This window comes from Streptomyces sp. MS06 (assembly GCF_047200655.1).
In the GTDB taxonomy this organism is placed as follows: Bacteria; Actinomycetota; Actinomycetes; order Streptomycetales; family Streptomycetaceae; genus Streptomyces.
Genome location: NZ_JBJZOJ010000004.1, coordinates 128,230 through 146,171, shown reverse-complemented (window position 1 = coordinate 146,171; position 17,942 = coordinate 128,230). Strand labels below are relative to the sequence as shown.

Annotated in this window: 16 protein-coding genes; 3 read left to right on the top strand and 13 right to left on the bottom strand. The window is 74.1% G+C overall.

Going from position 1 to position 17,942, the window contains the following annotated elements; translation table 11 throughout:
* Nucleotides 1-78: 78 nt before the first annotated feature.
* The 7 genes from ACL02U_RS03670 to ACL02U_RS03640 form a co-directional block, all read right to left on the bottom strand.
* Nucleotides 79-870 carry an SURF1 family protein gene (locus ACL02U_RS03670; RefSeq protein WP_412789132.1) on the bottom strand — a complete coding sequence of 264 codons (792 nt, stop codon included), beginning with the start codon at nucleotides 868-870 and terminating at the stop codon, nucleotides 79-81.
* Nucleotides 871-968: 98 nt separating this feature from the next.
* Nucleotides 969-1,202: a hypothetical protein gene (locus ACL02U_RS03665; RefSeq protein ID WP_412789131.1), complete on the bottom strand. Its 234-nt coding sequence runs from the start codon at nucleotides 1,200-1,202 to the stop codon at nucleotides 969-971.
* 80 nt (nucleotides 1,203-1,282) lie between these two features.
* Nucleotides 1,283-2,272, bottom strand: coding sequence for a DEDDh family exonuclease (locus ACL02U_RS03660; protein ID WP_412789130.1), 990 nt, complete (start codon nucleotides 2,270-2,272; stop codon nucleotides 1,283-1,285).
* 354 nt (nucleotides 2,273-2,626) lie between these two features.
* Complete coding sequence (locus ACL02U_RS03655; RefSeq protein WP_412789129.1) at nucleotides 2,627-3,646, bottom strand: 3-oxoacyl-ACP synthase III family protein; 1,020 nt, start codon at nucleotides 3,644-3,646, stop codon at nucleotides 2,627-2,629.
* Nucleotides 3,643-4,296: an SRPBCC family protein gene (locus ACL02U_RS03650; protein WP_412789128.1), complete on the bottom strand. Its 654-nt coding sequence runs from the start codon at nucleotides 4,294-4,296 to the stop codon at nucleotides 3,643-3,645. The genes ACL02U_RS03655 and ACL02U_RS03650 overlap by 4 nt, the downstream gene beginning before the upstream one ends.
* On the bottom strand, nucleotides 4,268-6,019 hold the full coding sequence (locus ACL02U_RS03645) for a thiamine pyrophosphate-binding protein (RefSeq protein WP_412789127.1): 1,752 nt from the start codon (nucleotides 6,017-6,019) through the stop codon (nucleotides 4,268-4,270). Before ACL02U_RS03645 ends, ACL02U_RS03650 begins: the two co-directional genes overlap by 29 nt.
* Nucleotides 6,016-7,032: a GlxA family transcriptional regulator gene (locus ACL02U_RS03640; protein WP_412789126.1), complete on the bottom strand. Its 1,017-nt coding sequence runs from the start codon at nucleotides 7,030-7,032 to the stop codon at nucleotides 6,016-6,018. Before ACL02U_RS03640 ends, ACL02U_RS03645 begins: the two co-directional genes overlap by 4 nt.
* A gap of 234 nt (nucleotides 7,033-7,266) precedes the next feature.
* On the opposite strand from ACL02U_RS03640, the gene ACL02U_RS03635 reads away from it, so the two are divergent.
* Both ACL02U_RS03635 and ACL02U_RS03630 read left to right on the top strand, forming a co-directional pair.
* On the top strand, nucleotides 7,267-7,977 hold the full coding sequence (locus tag ACL02U_RS03635) for a VIT family protein (RefSeq protein ID WP_412789125.1): 711 nt from the start codon (nucleotides 7,267-7,269) through the stop codon (nucleotides 7,975-7,977).
* Nucleotides 7,978-8,148: 171 nt separating this feature from the next.
* On the top strand, nucleotides 8,149-9,195 hold the full coding sequence (locus tag ACL02U_RS03630) for a zinc-dependent alcohol dehydrogenase family protein (RefSeq protein ID WP_412789124.1): 1,047 nt from the start codon (nucleotides 8,149-8,151) through the stop codon (nucleotides 9,193-9,195).
* On the opposite strand, the gene ACL02U_RS03625 is transcribed toward ACL02U_RS03630, so the two are convergent.
* The 4 genes from ACL02U_RS03625 to ACL02U_RS03610 all read right to left on the bottom strand — a co-directional run bounded on the left by ACL02U_RS03625 (nucleotide 9,196) and on the right by ACL02U_RS03610 (nucleotide 15,143).
* A complete protein-coding gene (locus ACL02U_RS03625) occupies nucleotides 9,196-10,206 on the bottom strand; it encodes a CopD family protein (protein WP_412789123.1) in 1,011 nt (336 codons plus the stop codon).
* Nucleotides 10,207-10,321: 115 nt separating this feature from the next.
* Nucleotides 10,322-11,887: a CoA transferase gene (locus ACL02U_RS03620; RefSeq protein WP_412789122.1), complete on the bottom strand. Its 1,566-nt coding sequence runs from the start codon at nucleotides 11,885-11,887 to the stop codon at nucleotides 10,322-10,324.
* Nucleotides 11,888-12,013: 126 nt separating this feature from the next.
* Nucleotides 12,014-13,549, bottom strand: coding sequence for a S8 family serine peptidase (locus ACL02U_RS03615; RefSeq protein WP_412789121.1), 1,536 nt, complete (start codon nucleotides 13,547-13,549; stop codon nucleotides 12,014-12,016).
* A 64-nt stretch (nucleotides 13,550-13,613) separates the two neighbouring features.
* Nucleotides 13,614-15,143 (bottom strand): S8 family peptidase, encoded by a 1,530-nt coding sequence (locus tag ACL02U_RS03610; RefSeq protein ID WP_412789120.1) that lies wholly within the window; start codon nucleotides 15,141-15,143, stop codon nucleotides 13,614-13,616.
* Nucleotides 15,144-15,668: 525 nt separating this feature from the next.
* On the opposite strand from ACL02U_RS03610, the gene moaA reads away from it, so the two are divergent.
* Nucleotides 15,669-16,658, top strand: a complete 990-nt coding sequence (gene moaA, locus ACL02U_RS03605; RefSeq protein WP_412789119.1) for a GTP 3',8-cyclase MoaA — start codon at nucleotides 15,669-15,671, stop codon at nucleotides 16,656-16,658.
* 249 nt (nucleotides 16,659-16,907) lie between these two features.
* Here moaA and ACL02U_RS03600 read toward each other — a convergent pair whose 3' ends face one another.
* Nucleotides 16,908-17,126 carry a hypothetical protein gene (locus tag ACL02U_RS03600; protein WP_412789118.1) on the bottom strand — a complete coding sequence of 73 codons (219 nt, stop codon included), beginning with the start codon at nucleotides 17,124-17,126 and terminating at the stop codon, nucleotides 16,908-16,910.
* Between the two features lie 219 nt (nucleotides 17,127-17,345).
* Nucleotides 17,346-17,735 (bottom strand): DUF3099 domain-containing protein, encoded by a 390-nt coding sequence (locus tag ACL02U_RS03595; RefSeq protein WP_412789117.1) that lies wholly within the window; start codon nucleotides 17,733-17,735, stop codon nucleotides 17,346-17,348.
* Between the last annotated feature and the right edge of the window lie 207 nt (nucleotides 17,736-17,942).

Genomic DNA, 17,942 nt, shown 5'->3' with positions numbered 1-17,942 from the left:
TGACGGGGCGCCCGGGGCTGCGGTGCACGGGGTGGGAACGGAGGCGCGGGGGCCCGCGCCCGCCGGCCGTCCCGGGGCTCACACGGCGGCCGGCTCCGACTCCGGTGCCGCGGGCGCGGCCGCCGCTTCCCGGCGTTCCCGCGCCTCGCGGCGGGCCAGGACGACCCAGCCGACCGGGACGCCCGCGGTGAACAACCACCACTGGATGGCGTACGCCAGGTGCGGGCCGATGTCGTCGTGCTCGGGGTCCGGGATCGGTTCGGGGCTGCCGCCCTCGGGAGCGGGCGCGGTCAGCTCGACGTATCCGCCGAGGACCTTCCGGCCGAGGCGGTCCGCCTCCCGGCCGCTGTTGATCAGCATCACCTGGCGTTCGGGGAGGCCCTTGACGTTCTTGATGCCGCTCTCGGCGGTCGTCTCGTCCGGCATCAGCCGGCCGGTGACGGTGGTCTCCCCGCGCGTCGGCGCCGGGATCCGCGGGAACGCGGTCTGCGAGCCGCCCACCGGGATCCAGCCCCGGTTGACCAGCAGGACCCGGCCGTCGTCCAGGACGAAGGGGGTGAGCACGTGATAGCCGATCTTGCCGTCGGCGCTGGTACGGCGACGGACGACCTCCTCGTGGGCGGTGTCGAAGCGGCCCTTCGCCGTCACCCGGCGGTACAGGTCCGCGTGCTTCACCGTCGCCCCGGGCGAGGTCATGGTCTCGGCCGGCACCGGGGGAGCCGCCAGCGAGTCGCCGATCACGTGGTTCAGCGCGACCTTGTGCTCGTGCCGGTGCAGCTGCCAGAAGCCCAGCCTGATCATCGTCGGGATGAGCGCGATCGCGACGAGGGTGAGGATCACCCACTGGCGGGTCAACAGGAAGCGGTACACGCCACGACGGTACCTCGGGCGCGTCGGGCCCGGGCGGGAGGGTCCCGCGGCGGGCCGGGGGCGGGAGGTGCCGCCCCCGGCCCTCCGGCCGCGCGGGGTCAGGCCCGGTCGACGATGCCGGCGCCCCCCTCCGCGCGGGCGCAGTGCGCGCCGCAGTACCAGTGGCCGTCGACGTCGACGCCCTGGCCGATGATCTGCACCCGGCAGTGTTCGCAGATCGGTGCCATGCGGTGGATCGCGCAGGAGAAGCAGTCGAAGACGTGCACCGCGCCCTGCGCGTGCACCTCGAAGGTCATACCGTACTCATTGCCGCATACTTCACATCTCGCCATGCGCCACAGGGTGAGCCGTCGACGGAGCGGGGGCGAGCGGATGCCGGGCGAGTCGCCCGGCAATCACCCGTCCGTACGGGTCACCCCCCGGCCGGTTCGACGTCCCGCAGCAACTGGCCGAACGCGGCCTCGTCCAGCACCGGAGTCCCGTACTGCCGCGCCTTGACCACCTTCGACGTGCCCGAGTCGGGGTCGTTGGTGACGAGCAGGCTGGTCAGCCGGGACAGGCTGGTCGACACGTGCAGTCCGGCCTCGGTCGCCCGGTCCTCCAGCAGTTCGCGGTCGACCGAGGTGTCCCCCGAGAACGCCACCCGCATGCCCTGCCTCAACCGCCCGCCCGGCCGGTACCGCCCGGGGTTGGGGTAGGGGCATGCGGGCCGCTTGCGGGCGGGCCGCCAACTGCCCGGCTGCCGACCGCCGTAGCCGCCGGCCTGCCGGCCGATCAGCGGCGCCGGCCGGTCGCGCCACTCCGTCAGCGGCCGGCACTCGTGCAGCGGCAGCCGCACGCCGCTCCCCGCCGCGGCCCGCAGGCTCGGGCGGAACGCCTCGGCCAGCACGCGTGCGTCGTCCAGCGCGTGGTGCGCCCGTTGCTGGACCACCCCGAAGTGCGCAGCCAGCGACTCCAGCTTGTGGTTGGGCAGCGCCAGGCCCAGCTCCTTGGAGAGGGCGATGGTGCACAGCCGCTGCCGCACCGGGGGCTGCCGCTGCGCCCGTGCGTACTCCCGGGCGATCATCTGCCAGTCGAAGGCGGCGTTGTGCGCGACGAGCACCCGCCCCGTCAGGCGCTCCGCGAACTCCTCGGCGACGTCGGCGAAGAGCGGCGCACCGGCGAGCACCTCGCTCGTCAGACCGTGGATCCACACCGGTCCGGGATCGCGTTCCGGATTGACCAGCGTGTACCAGTGGTCCTCGACCTCGCCCCGCGCGTCCAGCCGGTAGACGGCCGCGGAGATGATGCGGTCGTCCCGGGCAAGGCCCGTGGTCTCCACGTCAACGACCGCGTATCCGCGGGGATAAGCGGTCGGCCACTCGGTCGGGCGGGGCCCTTCGGTCGTGCGGTCTTCGAGCATGGTCCCTGAGGATACGGGCCGCGACCGACAGTGCAGTGCCCGCGCCCCCGGCCGCCCCGGACCCCGGGCGCGGCGCGCGCGGACGACCAAGGGCGCCGGGGTGCGGCGGAGTTCGCCGCCCTGACGGACGGACATCCGGCCGGCAGCGATGACGAAAACGGAGAAAGGGTCCCCTTCGGGAGCTTCCTCGTGTATTTCGCCGAGGCGCCCGGATCCGGCAGGTCGCCGGGACGGAACCGCGGAGGGCGGTGGGCCGTCGCCACGGCCCGCTGCACCGCCTCACGGGCCGCGGGCAGCGGGGGACACGGGCTCTCGTCGAGGGCGGGTCGGTGCAGCACGGGTGTGTCGACGGACTCAGTCCCGTCCACCGTGCCAGCGGACCGCGGCGGCACCGGCGAAGTCCCCCGCGTGGGCGAACCCCCCGAGGACCACCAGGTCCCCGTCCGCCACCTCACCGGAACGGATCGCGCGGTCCAGGGTGACCGGGATCGCCGCTCCGAACAGGTTCCCGTACTCGTCGAAGGTGTTCGGGTGCCGCTCGGCGGGCAGCTGCAGTGCCTCCCGCCAGTTCCGCAGAAAGGTGCGGTTGGGCTGGTTGGTGACGAGGACGTCGATGTCGGAGCTCGCCACGCCCAGTCGGCGGCACAGGTCCGTGACCACCTCGGGAACCAGGCGGTTGCCGCGCGCCAGGACCTTGGCGACACTGGCGTCGGTGAACCCGATCCGCAGCTGGGACTCGCCCGGCTCCCAGTACTTGCGCCCGTCGTCGAGGGCCACGGTCATGTCACCGGCGTACTCCCCGATGTGCCGGGTCTCCACGTCGAGGATCGGCGACCTCGCCGACGTCGTCACGTACCCCACACCGCACCCGTCGCCCGGGATCGCCGCCTGGGCGAGCCTGCGCACCTCGGACTGGGTGAACCACTGCCCGGCGGCGCTCTGGGCGTTGCAGACCAGCGCGGTCCTCGCGTCGGTGGAGGTGAGGATCTGCCGCGCCAGCTTCACCATGTGCACGAAGGACGCGCAGCCCGCGTTGGCCACGTCGACGAGCCACTCCGGGTTCAGGCCGAGCCGGCGTGCCACCTCGGTTCCGGCTCCCACGAACGGCAGGTCCGGCAGTTGGCTGTGCACCAGCAGCACGTCGACCGACCGGATCTCCGCCGCGCCGTGCCGTTCGATCAGTGGTTGTACGGCGCGTTCCACCATGTCCGCGTTGGTCTCGTCCCCGGCCACGTGGTGCCGTAACGGCGGGACCTTGAACATGGGGTTGTCGCGGAGCTTGTCCTCGGCTCCGGGGCAGTCCGTGTAGAACTCCGCGGGGACCGGCTCGCCGGGCAGGTAGGAGGCGACGTCGGTGAGGCTGACCGTCGTCACCGCGCCACCGTCCTCGCCGGAGCCGAACCGGTCGGCAGACCGCGCCGGTGGCGGTGCTCCAGGATGGTTTTGAGGTTGCGCATCTCCACCGTGTGCCCGGCGTAGAAGAGGTCCCAGTAGTCGCCCACCCAGGGCCGGTCCGGGCGGGGAGCCAGACCGGGGTGGGGGTTGGTGTCGTAGTACGGGTGCCGGCAGTTGGTCCAGGTGATCACCGAGCCCGGCTCGTCGAGCACCAGCGGGGCCGGGACGACGCGCATCAGGTAGATCATCCACAGCTTCTCGCCCTGGTCCCAGGAGCAGTGGTAGTCCACGGTCATGGCCTCGGGGTTCGCGAACACCTTGCAGTAGATGCTGGTGTCGTCCTCCAGCCGGTCGTGACCCACCCACAGCCCCGGTGTGTCCGTGGGGGCGAAGTCCCGCAGGCTGCAGGTCCACTCCTCCAGGTGGTGCCCCTGGCGCAGGTAGTCGTAGGCCTGTTCCGGGGGGCAGTCGACGTACTCGTGGATGGTGCAGTACTGCCCGTAGACCTGATGGTGGGGGTAGACCGCGTGGGTGAGCTCCATGCAGTGGGCGGTCAGTTCCTCCTTGCCGGTGTTCTCGATCCGGACCAGACCGGGGATGTCAGCCAACGTGGACGACGTGTCGCTCATCTGAACCCTCCTTGCTCTTGACGGCTTCGGTGAAGGACTGGAAGGGAAGGAACGGGGGAATCTCCCGCGGGTCGCAGGCCACCGAGACCAGCGCCGGCCCGCCGCCCGCGTTGCCGCGCAGCAGCGCCGCGCGCAGCTCTGCCGCGTCGGTGGCTTCCGTGGCCCGCAGGGACGGGAAGGCGGCGGCCAGTCCGGCGGCGAGGTCGGTCCGGCCGAAAAGGTCGTCGTCGCGGACCCCGCCCTGCAGGAACTCCTCGCGCAGCGCGCACATGGCGTGGGCGTTGTTGTTGAAGATCACGAATGTGACGGGTGCGCCGTACTCCACGGCCGTGTGCACCTCCATCCCGTGCATGTAGAACGACCCGTCGCCGGCGAGTACGTAGGTACGACGGCCGGTGGCGAGCGCGGCACCGATACCGGCACCGAAGGTGTAGCCCATGCCGCCCATGCCGACCGCCACCACGAAGCGGCCGCGGCGCGGTGCCGGAAGGAGGTGGATCGCGCCGGCCCCCGCGTTGCCGGCGTCCACGAAGACGTGGGCGTCCTCGGGGAGCGCCGCCTCCACCGCGGCCACCGCCCGGGCTTGGGGGACGGTTCCCTCGAGCGCCGGAGGGGGCGGAGGGGGCGTGGGGGTGGGAAGGGGGCCGGCGTGCGGCGGGCAGGGGCGGGCGCGCGACGGCAGCCCGGAGGTCACCGCGTGCAGCGCGTCCCGCAGGTTCCCACCGAGTGCGGCGCCTGCCACGAACGGCGGTTCGGGCCCGAGGCAGACGACGTCGGTGCCGGCCAGGGCCCCTTCGAGGCCGCCGCGAGCCAGGAGCGGAAGCCGGGTACCGGCGAGCAGGCACAGGTCGGCCTGCCGCAGGCAGTCCGCGACGTTGGCGTGGCCCATCACGCCGGCCACCCCGGCGAAACGGGGGTCGCGGTTGTCGAAGACGTCCTTGGCGTCCGGGGTGACCGCCACCCACGCTCCGAGGCGCCGGGCCAGTTCGGCCAGAGCCTCCCGCGCGTCGGCGGAGGCGACGCCCTCACCGGCGATGACGAGGACGCGACCGGCCCGGCGCAGGGCCTTCGACACGGCGCTCACGGCAACGGCGTCGAGCCGAGCCGCGGAAGCCGTCGAGGGTTCGCCCGGGTGCGGGGCGGGGGCGTGGCCGGGCACCCGGATCCGTGCCTGCTGCACGTCCTTGGGCAGCAGCAGCACGGCCGGTCCGCGGGGATCGGCCTGCGCCGCCCGGACCGCCAGGGGCAGCAGTTCCGCGAACGAGTGCGGGTCGTCGACCCGCACGCAGAACCGGGAGAGGGGCGCGAAGATCTCCTTCGCGTCGAAGGAGCCCGACTTCCCGCTGGAGTCCTGGAACGCCCCGAGCCCTTCCTGACCCGTCGGCGGCTGGCCCACCAGAGCCAGTACGGGCACCCGCGAGGCATGGGCCTCCGCCAGGCCCGGCACGAGGTTCATCGCCCCGCCGCCCGACGTGGCGGCGACGACGCCGAGGCGCCCGGTGGTGCGCGCGTATCCGTCGGCCATGGTGACGGCGGAGAACTCGTGCTTGGCGACGACGCCCCGGATGGCGCCACCGCGGTGCACGGCGTCGTACACGTCCTCGATGTTCGCGCCCCCCACGCCGAACAGGTGGGTGACGCCCGCCCCGGCGAGCTCCGAGGCCAGATGGTCGACCAGGCGTAAAGGTTCCGCTGCGCGTGATTGCGGGGCCGTGGTGGTCATGCGGGGCTCCCCTCCCTCTCGTGGTGACGGTCGATGAGGCCGGACGGTGAGATGACCTGAAAGCGGTGCCGGTACTCGGTGGGGGTGAGGCCCAGGGCGCGTCCGAAGGACCGGAAGAACGTCTCGGTCGCGGGGAACCCGCAGCGGCCGGCTATCTGGCCGATCGTCATCTCGGTGGTCTCCAGCAGGTCGCGCGCGCGGGCGATGCGCGTCCGCTCGACGTACTGGCCCGGCGTCACACCCACCTCGCGCCGGAAGACCCGGGCGAAGTTGCGCTGGCTCATGTTGGCCTGCCGCGCGATCTCGGCCACCGGCAGCCGGATGTCCAGGTGGTCGTGAATCCACTCCTGCGCTGCCCGGATCGGCGGGTGGTCGGCCAACTGGGCATCGAGGACGGCACTGTACTGGGACTGCCCTCCGTGCCGCTTGAGGAACAGGACCAGGAACCGGGCCGTCTCCAGAGCGAGTGTCGACCCGTGATCGGCCTCCACCAGGGCCAGAGCCATGTCGATGCCCGTCGACACGCCTGCGGAGGTCACGAAGGGGCCGTCCCAGACGAAGATCGGCTCGGCGTCCACCGTCACCTTCGGATAGCGGCACGCCATCGCCTCGCTGTACGCCCAGTGGGTGGTGGCGCGCCTGCCGTCCAGGAGCCCTGCCTCGGCCAGCAGAAAGGATCCGCCGCAGACGGAGGCGACTCTGCGGGACCGGGCCGCCGCCCTGCCGATCCAGGACACCAGCGCCCGGTCCCGGAGTGCGTCGTCGAGACTCCAGCCGCCCGGGACGAGGAGCGTGTCGATCGGCCCCTGTCCCGCCTCCAGCGGCGAAGCCCCCATCACCACCCCCGAACTCGTGCGCACCAGCGGTGCGTCGGACGAGACGAAGTCGACCCGGTAGGGGGTGCCCGAAGGGCCCAGGAGCCGATTCGCCGTATCGAACACTTCAATCGGACCGGTGATGTCCAGGGCCATCGCGCCTGCGTACACCACCACAACAACATGTCGTTCCAGCACGGTCACAGCCTGTATCGAACGCCGCACTGGCTGCAATGACGGATTACTGACGTATCCGGCCAGCGACCTGTGCCGGAGGCGCCGGGAGGGCCCTGGCAAGGCACTTCGTGCGCCGGGCCGGCAGCGTCGGGTGAGGCAGCTCACAGGGTGTCGCCGCGCCTCCGGCCCCCGGCCGCCGGGAACGAGTCGGTACGGCGCCGCCGCCCGCCCGGGTGACGTGACATGCTCGGGGGTGTGACGGAACCAGACCACGAGGAGGCGCACGGCGGCGCGCTCGGCTCCCGGTTGAACTGGCTGCGGGCCGCCGTCCTGGGCGCCAACGACGGCATCGTCTCCACCGCCGGACTCGTCGTCGGGGTGGCCGGCGCCACCAGCGACCGCGGGGCACTGCTGACGGCGGGACTGGCCGGACTGCTGGCCGGTTCGATGTCGATGGCGGCCGGCGAGTACGTCTCGGTCTCCACCCAGCGCGACTCGGAGAAGGCCGCCCTGGCCCAGGAGAAGCAGGAGCTGCGCGAGCAGCCGGAGGCGGAGCTGGCGGAACTCACCGGCATCCTCCAGGAGCGTGGCCTGTCCCGGAAGGTGGCCCGCGAGGCGGCGCTGCAACTGACCGAAAGGGACGCGCTGCGCACGCACGCCCGCGTGGAACTGGGCATCGACCCCGACGAGCTCACCAACCCCTGGCACGCGGCCTGGGCGAGCTTCCTGGCCTTCACCGCCGGCGCGCTGCTGCCGCTGCTCGCCATCGTGCTGCCGCCCGAAGCCTGGCGGCTCCCGGTCACGGTGGTGTCCGTGCTGGCAGCCCTGGTCCTCACCGGCTGGAGCAGTGCCCGGCTGGGGTCGGCCCGGCCCGGGCCGGCGGTGCTGCGCAACGCCGGCGGCGGCGCGCTGGCGATGGCGGTGACCTACGCGGCGGGCGCGCTGCTGGGCGCCGTCGGCGCCTGACCGACCCGGCACCGGCGCCGGGCGCCGCCCGACCGCCGCGGCCCCCTCGCCCCGCCGTCCGCGCCGCGGCCCCCTCGCCCCGCCGCCCGCCTCTCGGCCGCGTACCGTGAGGAGCGCCCGGCGGCCGTCGGGCACCCACTCCTGACGAACGCACGACAAGGAACCCCCCTCATGCGCGCCACCACCATCCACGCCCCGTACGACCTGCGCGTGGAGGACGTGCCCGAGCCCGTCGTGCAACTGCCCACCGACGCCGTCGTGCGCGTGCTGCGGGCCTGCGTCTGCGGCAGCGACCTGTGGGCGTACCGGGGCGAGGCCGCCCGGCAGCCGGGGCAGCGCATCGGACACGAGTTCCTCGGCACGGTCGAGGCGGTCGGCAGCGGGGTGAGCGGGGTGCGGCCCGGAGACCTCGTCGTCGCCCCGTTCATGTGGTCCGACGGAGTGTGCGACTACTGCCGGGAGGGGCTGACCACCTCCTGCGAGCACGGCGGATTCTGGGGCTCCGTGGGCTACGACGGCGGCCAGGGCGAGGCCGTGCGCGTCCCCTTCGCCGACGGCACCCTGGTCCGGCTGCCGAAGGACGCCGCCTCCGACGACCGCCTGCTGTCGGCGCTGCTCACCCTCTCCGACGTGCTGGGCACCGGTCACCACGCGGCACTCGGCGCCGGCGCCCGCCCGGGCGCCACGGTCGCCGTCGTCGGGGACGGGGCGGTCGGCCTGTGCGCGGTGCTCGCCGCCCGTCGGCTGGGCGCCGAGCGGATCATCGCGCTCGGCCGCCACGAGGCGCGCACCGCCCTCGCGCGCCGCTTCGGGGCCACCGATGTCGTCGCGGAGCGCGGGGAGGCGGCCGTGGAGGCCGTCCGCGAGCTGACCCGCGGACAGGGCGCGCACGGCGTCGTGGAGGCGGTCGGCACCGAGCAGTCGATGCGCACGGCCGTCGGCGTCGCGCGCGACGGCGGCGCGATCGGCTTCGTCGGCGTGCCGCACGGCAGCGGCACCGGCCTCGACCTGGGCGTCATGTTCAACCGGAACATCGCCCTGCGGGGCGGGGTCGCGCCGGTCCGCGCCTACCTGCCCGAGCTGCTGCCCGACGTGCTGGACGGCCGGATCGACCCCTCCCCGGTCTTCGACATGACCGTCGGCCTCGAGGCCGTGCCGGAGGGATACCGCGCCATGGACGAGCGCACCGCGCTCAAGGTGCTGGTCACCAACGGCTGATCAGCGCCAGTGGGCGGGCAGCGGCAGAGCCGTCAGCAACCCCGACACCGCCACCACGAGCGCCAGGACGGCGACCTCCGCCCGCGCGGGCGCACAGGCGGTCAGCCGGTCGGGGGCGCGGGTCAGGCGGAACCGCGCCCACAGGGCCAGCAGGGAGACGACGGCCACCAGCAGCAGCTTGGCGAGCAGGGTGCGCCCGTAGGCCGTCGCGGTCAGCTCGTCCAGGATCGTGCCGGCGGGCATCCGGCGCAGTGAACTGCACACCCCGGTGGCGGTGACCCCGGCGAACAGCAGCGCCGCCCCGCGGGCGTAGAGGCCGAGCAGCGCCGTGCCCGCCGGGTGGCCCCGCCAGCGTGCCAGGGTGCGCAGCACGTACAGCAGGGTGCCCGCCCACAGTGCCGCGCAGGTCAGGTGGACGAGAGTCAGCGCGGAACCGGTCAGGGGGGCGTGCTCGGTGGGCGGGTGGGCGCGCAGCGCCTCGGCGACGACGACTGCCGCCAGCGGCCAGAGCTGCCGGTCCGGGCGGCGGGAGACCGCGCACAGCCATGCGAGCAGGAAGGCGCTGATCTCCAGCAGCGCCAGCCGGCCCGCGCGGGAGGCGTACAGGTCGCCCAGGTCGATCTGGCCGAGGCCGTGCGGCACCAGCTTGCCGGTGGAGACCACCGAGGCGAGACCCAGCGCGGCGGCGAAGCCGACGGCGGCGGCGTACGGAGCCCAGCTGCGCGGCCGGACCGGCGGGGCGCCCGGCACCCGCCGGGCCAGCCTCCCGGCGGCGACCTCGCCCACCGGGACGCAGAGCGCCGCGAACAGCGCCGTGCGCAGCAGGGCGATACCGCCGGCGCCGGGCGCCGCCGCCTCACCGGTGCCGTGCAGTGCCGCGGACGGCCCCCACAGCAGGAGCAGCGCGGCCAGCGCCAGGAGGAGCAGTACGGCGAGGGCCCGGCGCATTGCCGAACGTCGCGCGGAGCCGTCCGCGTCGGGTGCCTCGGTGGTCGGTCGTATCAAGGTCACCCCACGATCCTCACCAGGCATTCCAGAAGTGGGCAAGCCGGGCGGAACGGTCCAAGGGGTGCGATGCAGTCCGCGGGAGCCCCTCTCCGGGGTGCCGTGCCGGACCGGTCGCGACTCAGTCCCACCGCGCCGGGTCGGCGCCCCAACAGCCCGGCGGCCGGGTCCAGTTGTCGGGGCCGCCCGCGAACGAGACGGGCGGTGGGACGTACCGCAGCCGCCCCAGCGGACTGTCCGTCACGGCCAGCCGGCGCTCCGGATCCCCGGGCGGAGCACCCTCCGCCGCGCCGCCGGCGGCGGCTGCGGCGTCCGGGGGAACGGGTGCGGGCCGCGGCGGAGCGCCGTCCGGGGGAACGTCCCCGGCGGCGGGGCCCCCGCCGCCCACTCCCGCCGCCCCGGTCCGGGACGCCCCGCACCCCGCGGTCCCGGATCCCGCGGTCCCGGACTCCGCCGGACGGGTCCCCTCGAGTCCGGCTCCCTGCGTCAGCCAGGCCGCGGTGCGCGCCAGGGCCAGGCGGACGAGCCGGGTGCCGCCCGCCTGCGTCTGCTCCGTCAGCGCCCGCAGGACACCGGCCGCCAGCAAGTATCCGGTGCCGTGGTCGAGGGCCTGCGCGGGCAGGGCGCCCGGCTGCTCGGCGGACCCCTCGATCGCCGCGATGCCCGTGGCGACCTGCACCAGGCTGTCGAAGCCGCGCCGGCCGGCCCACGGCCCGTACGCGCCCCACGCGGACACCTGCGCCACCACCAGCCCCGGCCGGCGCTCGGCCAGGGCTTCGGCCGAGAGGCCGAAGCGGTCCAGGGCTCCCGGCCGGTAGCCGGTGACGACGACGTCCGCGGCGGCGAGCAGTTCGTCGAGGGCGCGCCGGTCGGACGCCAGGTCCAGGGTCGCCGACCGCTTGCCGAAGCCGGTGTCCGCGTGCAGGTCGGCGAGCTCGCCGAGCCCGGGCGCGTCGATGCGCAGGACGTCGGCGCCCAGCAGCGCGAGCGTGCGGGTGGCCACCGGCCCGGCCAGCACGCGGGTGAGGTCCAGGACCCGCAGCCCGGCCGCGGGCAGCAGGCGGGGGCCGCGCTGCGGCGGCAGTGCCCGCGCGGGGGCGGTGTCCAGCCGATGCCGTTCCACGAGCGGGCGCGCGGCCAGGGCGTGCGCCTGCCCGTGCGCCGCCCACTCGCGGGGGGTCCGCAGGGCGACGGCCAGCCCGCCCGCCGCGCACACCGTCTCCTCGACCTCCTGCGCCGAGCGCTCGGCGAGCGCCGAGGCGACCACCGCCGCCTCGTCCCCGGCGCCGTCCGGCCGCGCGTCCGGAACGCCGAGGGCGCGGAGCAGCCGGGAGCGGTGGTGCGGGTAGTTGGCGTGGGTGCGGACCCAGCCGTCACCCGTGCGCCAGAACCTCGACAGCGGGGCGAAGGCCACCGGTGCCCGGCCGTCGACCTGCAGCAGGCGTTCGCTCGTGAACGCCGCGGCCACCGCGCCGTCGTCCACCCGCACCGCGGGAACCCCGTCGAGTGCCGTGCGCCGGGAGGCCAGTTCCGCGGCGGCGAGCGCGCAGGCGCCGACGCAGGCGCGGGCCATCGTCCGCACGGGCAGCCGGGCCGCCAGCGTGTCCTCCCGCGCCGCGATGGTCACACGACGGAGCAGAGCGGGGTCGCCGCCGAGCGCGGACCAGCTGGACTTGATATCAGTCATGACTGCACTATGTAGTATTGATGCAATCAATATATGGCGTGGGCCCGTAGAACCGGCCGCGCGCTGCCCGGCAACGCCGAAGGCCCGGCCGGGTGCTCGCCCCGGCCGGGCCCGCGCCTCGGAGGCCTACCAGGTCACCGCGTTCAGCGCGTCCACCGTGCCCCAGCCGTAGAAGCCGTTGTAGGGCGTCACGCCCTCGCACACCGCGTCGACCTTGCCGTCGGCGTCGATGTCGTAGGGGTCCGTGCACGGTGTGCCGTCCGCCTCGGCGTACAGCAGCGCCTTCACCATCGCCGCGGAGGCGTGCGGGTGCCTCGACTTGATCAATGCGGCCACGCCCGCCACATGCGGGGCGGCCATCGACGTACCGGCCATGTAGCCCCAGGTACCGCCGGGCAGCGTGCCCAGGATCAGGCCGCTGGTGGCCGGCGGGGCCGGGGTCTGGAAGCGGGTCGCGTCGCCGCCCGGAGCGGCTACGTCGATCACCCCGAGACCGTAGTTCGAGTACGAGGACTTCAGGCCCTTGGCGCCGGTCGCCGCGACGGTCACCACACCCGGCAACTGGGTCGGCATGTCGAAGCACCTGCGCGGGTCGATCACCCGGTCCGAGGGGGTGCCGTCGTTCGGCGAGACCGGATCGGTGATCTCGTCGGCCGCCAGGTCGTAGCGGTCGTTGCCGGCCGCCGCGACGTTGACCACGCCCTTGCGCTCCGCGTACCGGGAGGCCCGGGTGACCGCGTCCAGCAGCGCCTTCTGGTCGGGGTCGTCGGAGCAGTTGAAGTACCACGGGTCGGTGTAGTAGCTGTTGTTGGTCACGTCGACGCCGTGCTCGGCCGCCCAGACGAAGCCGCACACGACGGCCTCCGTGTAGAAGTAGCCGTCCGGGGTGGCCACCTTGATGCCGGCGACCCGCACGCCCGGGGCGACACCCGTCATGCCGATCCCGTTCTTCGCGGCGGCGATCTCCCCGGCCACGTGGGTGCCGTGCGGGCTCTCCCCGGGGTTCGGGCGCCAGGCGCCGTCCGCCGTGTCCGGCTTGCCGGACACGCAGTTGACGGACGCGGCGCGGTTGAAGTTCGGCGCGATGTCCGGGTGGGTGTCGTCGACACCCGTGTCGATCACGGCGACCGTGACGTTCCGGCTGCCGAGGGTCTTCTCGTGGGCCTTGTCCGCCTTGATGGCCGGCAGGTCCCACTGCAGCGGCTCCAGCGGGTCCTGCCCGTCGGCCGCCTTCGCGGTGGCCGCGGCGAGCTGCCCGGCGTCGAGCGCCTGCGGGGCGCCCAGTTCGCCGGTGGACTGCGAGGGCAGCGGCCGGTGGCGGGTGGCACCCGCGGACTGCACCCCGGGCACCCGGCGCATGACCTCGGCGAAGTCGGGGGCGGACGCGTGCACGACGACCACCCCGATCCGGTCGTACGACGTCAGGATCGTGCCGCCCGCCTCGGCTATCGCCCGCCGCACCCGGGCCGAGGGGCCGTGTCCCGGGCGGATGTTGACGACGTAGCTGATCGAGGCGGCCGGGTCGGACGCGGTCGCGGCCGGCGTCCCGGCGCGCGGGGCGGCCGCGGCTGCGGCGTTCGGCAGGAGGGCGAGCACGGTCGCCAGGGCCATCCCGGCGGGTACGGCCAGCGCGCGGCGGTGGCGCGGAAGCGGAGCTGTCACGGTGTCAGTCTCTCCAGTTCGTGTGCGGGGGATGGGGTGGTCCGGAAGCGGTCGCCCCGGTGGGCTACTCGACCGCACGCAGCGCGTTGACGACGCCGAACCCGTAGAAGCCGTTGACCCGCGGGCCGCCGGAGCAGGTGGCGTCCACCACGCCGTCGCCGTCCGGGTCGTACGGGCCGGCCGGGCAGCCGGGGTTGTCGGCCTGCGCCTTGAGCAGGGCCCGCAACAGGGCGGGCGTGGCGTGCGGATGGGCGGACTTCAGCAGCGCGGCCACTCCGGCGACGTGCGGGGAGGCCATCGAGGTGCCCTGGAGGAACCCGTACGCGTCGCCCGGCAGCGTGGACAGGATGCGGCCGTTGTGCGACGGGGTGTCCGGGACCTGGTACTTGTCCCCGCCCGGGGCCGCGACGTCGACGGCCCCCAGTCCGTAGCTGGAGTAGTAGGACTTGGTGCCCTCGACCCCCACCGCGCTGACCGTGACCACGCCGGGCAACTGGGTCGGCAGGTCGAAGCACTCGTGCGGGTCGACCGTCCGGGTCACCGCGGACGAGTCGTCCGGGCTGGAGGCGTCCACGAGGGCGTCCGCGTCCAGGTCGTCGTCGGAGTTGCCCGCCGCGGCCACGTTGAGGGTGCCCTTGCGCTGCGCGTACCGCTGGGCCCGGTCGACCGCGTCGACGATGGCGCGCTGGTCGGGGTCGTCCATGCAGTTGTACAGCCACGGGTCCACGTAGTAGCTGTTGTTGGTGATCTCCACCCCGTGGTCGGCGGCGAACACGAAGGCGCAGACCACGCTCTCGGGGTAGAACAGCTGGGTCTCGTCGGGCTGCGCCACCGTGATGCTCGAGACCCTCACCCCGGGGGCCACCCCCGCCACGCCGATGCCGTTGCGGGCCGCGGCTATCTCCCCGGCCACATGGGTGCCGTGGTAGTGCTCGGCGTCCACCGGACGCCAGGCGCCGTACGTCGTGTCGGCCCTGCCGCTCACGCAGTTCGCGGACTGCGAGGGGGAGAAGTTCGGGGCGATGTCCGGGTGGGTGTCGTCGACGCCCGTGTCGATGACGGCCACGGTCACCCGGCGGCTGCCCGGGTCGATCGCGGCGGCCCGGTCGGCGCCTATCGCACGCAGGCCCCACTGGTCGGCTTCCAGCGGTTCGCTGCCCGGCTCGGTCGACCGTGCCGCCACCCGGGAGGCCTCGGCGGGGGACAGGCGCTGCACCGCGCCCTCGTCCGCGGTGCCGGTGAGGTGCAGCGGCGCGGTGCGGGTGGCCCCCGCGGACTGCACGCCGGGCACGGCGCGCATCTTCCGGCCGAAGTCCGGGTCGGCGGAGTGGACGACGATGACGCCGATCTTCCCGTAGGCGGCCACGACGGTGCCGCCGTGCGCGGTGATCGCCCTCTCGACCGCACCGACGGTGCGCGGGGCGACCCGGGTGTTGACGACGTAGGCCAGGGCGGGGGCGTCCGCGGACCGGGCCGCCGGCGGTGTGCGCGGTGCGGCCGAGGCCGCCGTCGGCAGGAAACCGAGGGAGGCGGTCAGCGACAGCACGACCGGCACGGCGAGTAAGCAACCGCGTCTGGACCGCAGATGAGCCATGGGGTCTCCATTCATCTGTGCGCTGCGTCTGCGCGCCGTTTCCGGACAGGGGTCCGGAAACGGCGAAACGACACCTGCCCGGGGCACGGGTAGCGCTCGGGCAGGTACATGACGAGTGGTGCAGGGGCGAAGCTATCCCCCGTGCTCACCGGCCAGCAATCACTTGCCGCAATGCGACCGAAAGAAGAAGAGCCGACTTGAACCCGTCCCCGCGTGCCGCGGCGCCCCGGTGCCGGGGGACGCGAGCACGACCGAGCCCCCGCCGCCCGCATCCGCACCCGGCGACCCGACGGGAGGCGCCGGCTCCGGCGCCGGTCGCGGACCGGCTCCGGCGTCGGCACCGGCACGGGAAGCCGTCGGGGAGACCCGGTCGGGCGGCCGCGCCGGCCACTTCGTAGATGTCTACGGCGCGGCCGCGTCCCACCTCGTGGGATCGGGTCCGGGCCATTGTCGGCGCCGTCGCGTAGGCTCACCCGTGTCGGGAAACCCGTGATCTGCCGATCCACGACGAGGGAGGGGGCCCACGTGCTCATCGACACCTACGGCCGGGCGGCCACCGACCTGCGGGTCTCGCTCACCGACCGCTGCAACCTGCGCTGCACCTACTGCATGCCCGAGGAAGGCCTGCAGTGGCTCGCCAAGCCCGATCTGCTCACCGACGACGAGATCGTCCGCCTCGTCGGCATCGCGGTCACCTCCCTCGGCATCCGCGAGGTCCGCTTCACCGGCGGCGAACCCCTGCTGCGCCCCGGACTGGTCGGCATCGTCGAGCGGGTGGCCGCCCTCGACCCCCGCCCGCAGACCTCCCTGACCACCAACGGCATCGGCCTCGGCCGGACGGCCGCCGCGCTCAGGGCCGCGGGCCTGGACCGGGTCAACGTCTCCCTGGACACGCTCCGCCCGGACGTCTTCAAGGCCCTCACCCGCCGCGACCGCCACCGCGACGTGCTCGACGGCCTGCGGGCGGCGCGACAGGCGGGCCTCACCCCCGTCAAGGTCAACACCGTGCTGATGCCGGGACTCAACGAGGACGAAGCACCCGACCTGCTCGCCTGGGCCGTCGAGCACGACTACGAACTGCGCTTCATCGAGCAGATGCCGCTGGACGCCCAGCACGGCTGGAAGCGCGACGGCATGATCACCGCCGGAGACATCCTGGCCTCGCTGCGCACCCGCTTCGAGCTGACCCCGGAGGGCGGCGAGGAACGCGGCTCCGCACCGGCCGAGCGCTGGATCGTCGACGGCGGCCCGCACCGCGTCGGCGTGATCGCCTCCGTCACCCGGCCCTTCTGCGCGGCCTGCGACCGCACCCGGCTGACCGCGGACGGACAGATACGCACCTGCCTGTTCGCCACCGAGGAGACCGACCTGCGCGCCGCCCTGCGCTCCGGCGCACCCGACGAGGAGATCGCCCGGATCTGGCGCCTCGCCATGTGGGGCAAGAAGGCCGGTTCCGGCCTTGACGACCCGACCTTCCTGCAGCCCGACCGGCCGATGTCGGCGATCGGCGGCTGAGCGGACCGGGCGGACGACCCGACCCCGGGGGGCGCGGAGCAAAGAGGACCCACCCCTTCCCTCACCGCCTGTTCCCTCACCCGCCTGCCGCGACATCGCACGCGGCTCACCGCCTGCCGCGACATCGCACGCGGCGGCACACGGACGAGCGGACCACCGCGGACGACTACGACGCCCTTCGTGACACCACCGGCACCCGCAGGCGCGGCATGCCCGGCGCGCGGCGGCCGCCGCCGGCGGACCCCGCCGTCACGCCCCTTCCGGCGCCTCCCAGTCCGCCAACGCCACCACGTCCTTCAACAGCCCGCGCACACCGAGGAACCGCGACAGATGCTCGCGGTGCTCATCGCAGGCCAGCCAGGTCTTCCGCCGCTCCGGCGGGTGGATCTTCGGGTTGTTCCAGGCCAGCACCCACACGGCGGCGGCACGGCAGCCCTTGGCGGAGCAGATCGGGGTCTCGTCACTCACGGGGTCGTCTCAGCGGATTCGTCGCACGGCACGGAAAAGGCGACGCCGAGCAGCCACGGGGGGAGCTGCCCGGCGTCGGTCTGTCGCTCCGACGGGGGATGCGGAGCGCCTACGAAGTATGTCATGAGTCCCCGGTGCCGGGGCAGCCGAACAACATGATTGATCTGAGCTTTTCTTGAGCTTCCCACCGCACCGCCCCCGCGGCCGCGGGGACCGCGCTCAGGAGCGGTGCTCCGACGGCCCGCCCGCATCGTCCTCCGGGACCGATCCCGCGTACTCGCCCTGCTCGTCGTCCTCCGCACGCGGCGGAGCGATCATCGTCGGCGTCTGCGGGGTCACGAACGACGACGGCAGGGACGGCGCGTTCTCCCGCCCCGCGTTGGCGATCACCACGGCGATGTAGGGCAGCACAGCCCCCAGCACCAGCGCCACGATGGCGACGTACCGCTCCACGTTCCACAGCAGCACCGCGAGAATCACCGAGATCGTCCGGATCGCCATCGAGATGACGTACCGGCGCTGACGACCGCGGACATCCTCCTGGAGGCCCGCCCGGGCACCCGTGATCCGGACCACCCCGCCCTTGCCGCCGCCGCTGCGCCTGCGCATCACAATCCACCATCCGCCCGCCGGGGACACGCGCCCCGCTCCCGGTCCGCGTCCGGGCACGAGACCGCTGCCGGACACCCCCCACGGTACGCCGTGGCCCGGCCCCCCTCGATCTCGGGGCGCCCGCCGTCCCGGCCCCCGGCCGGCACCGTCACACCGGTGGCGGCCCCCGCATGCGCGGCGCGACCGACCGGCCCACACTCGTCG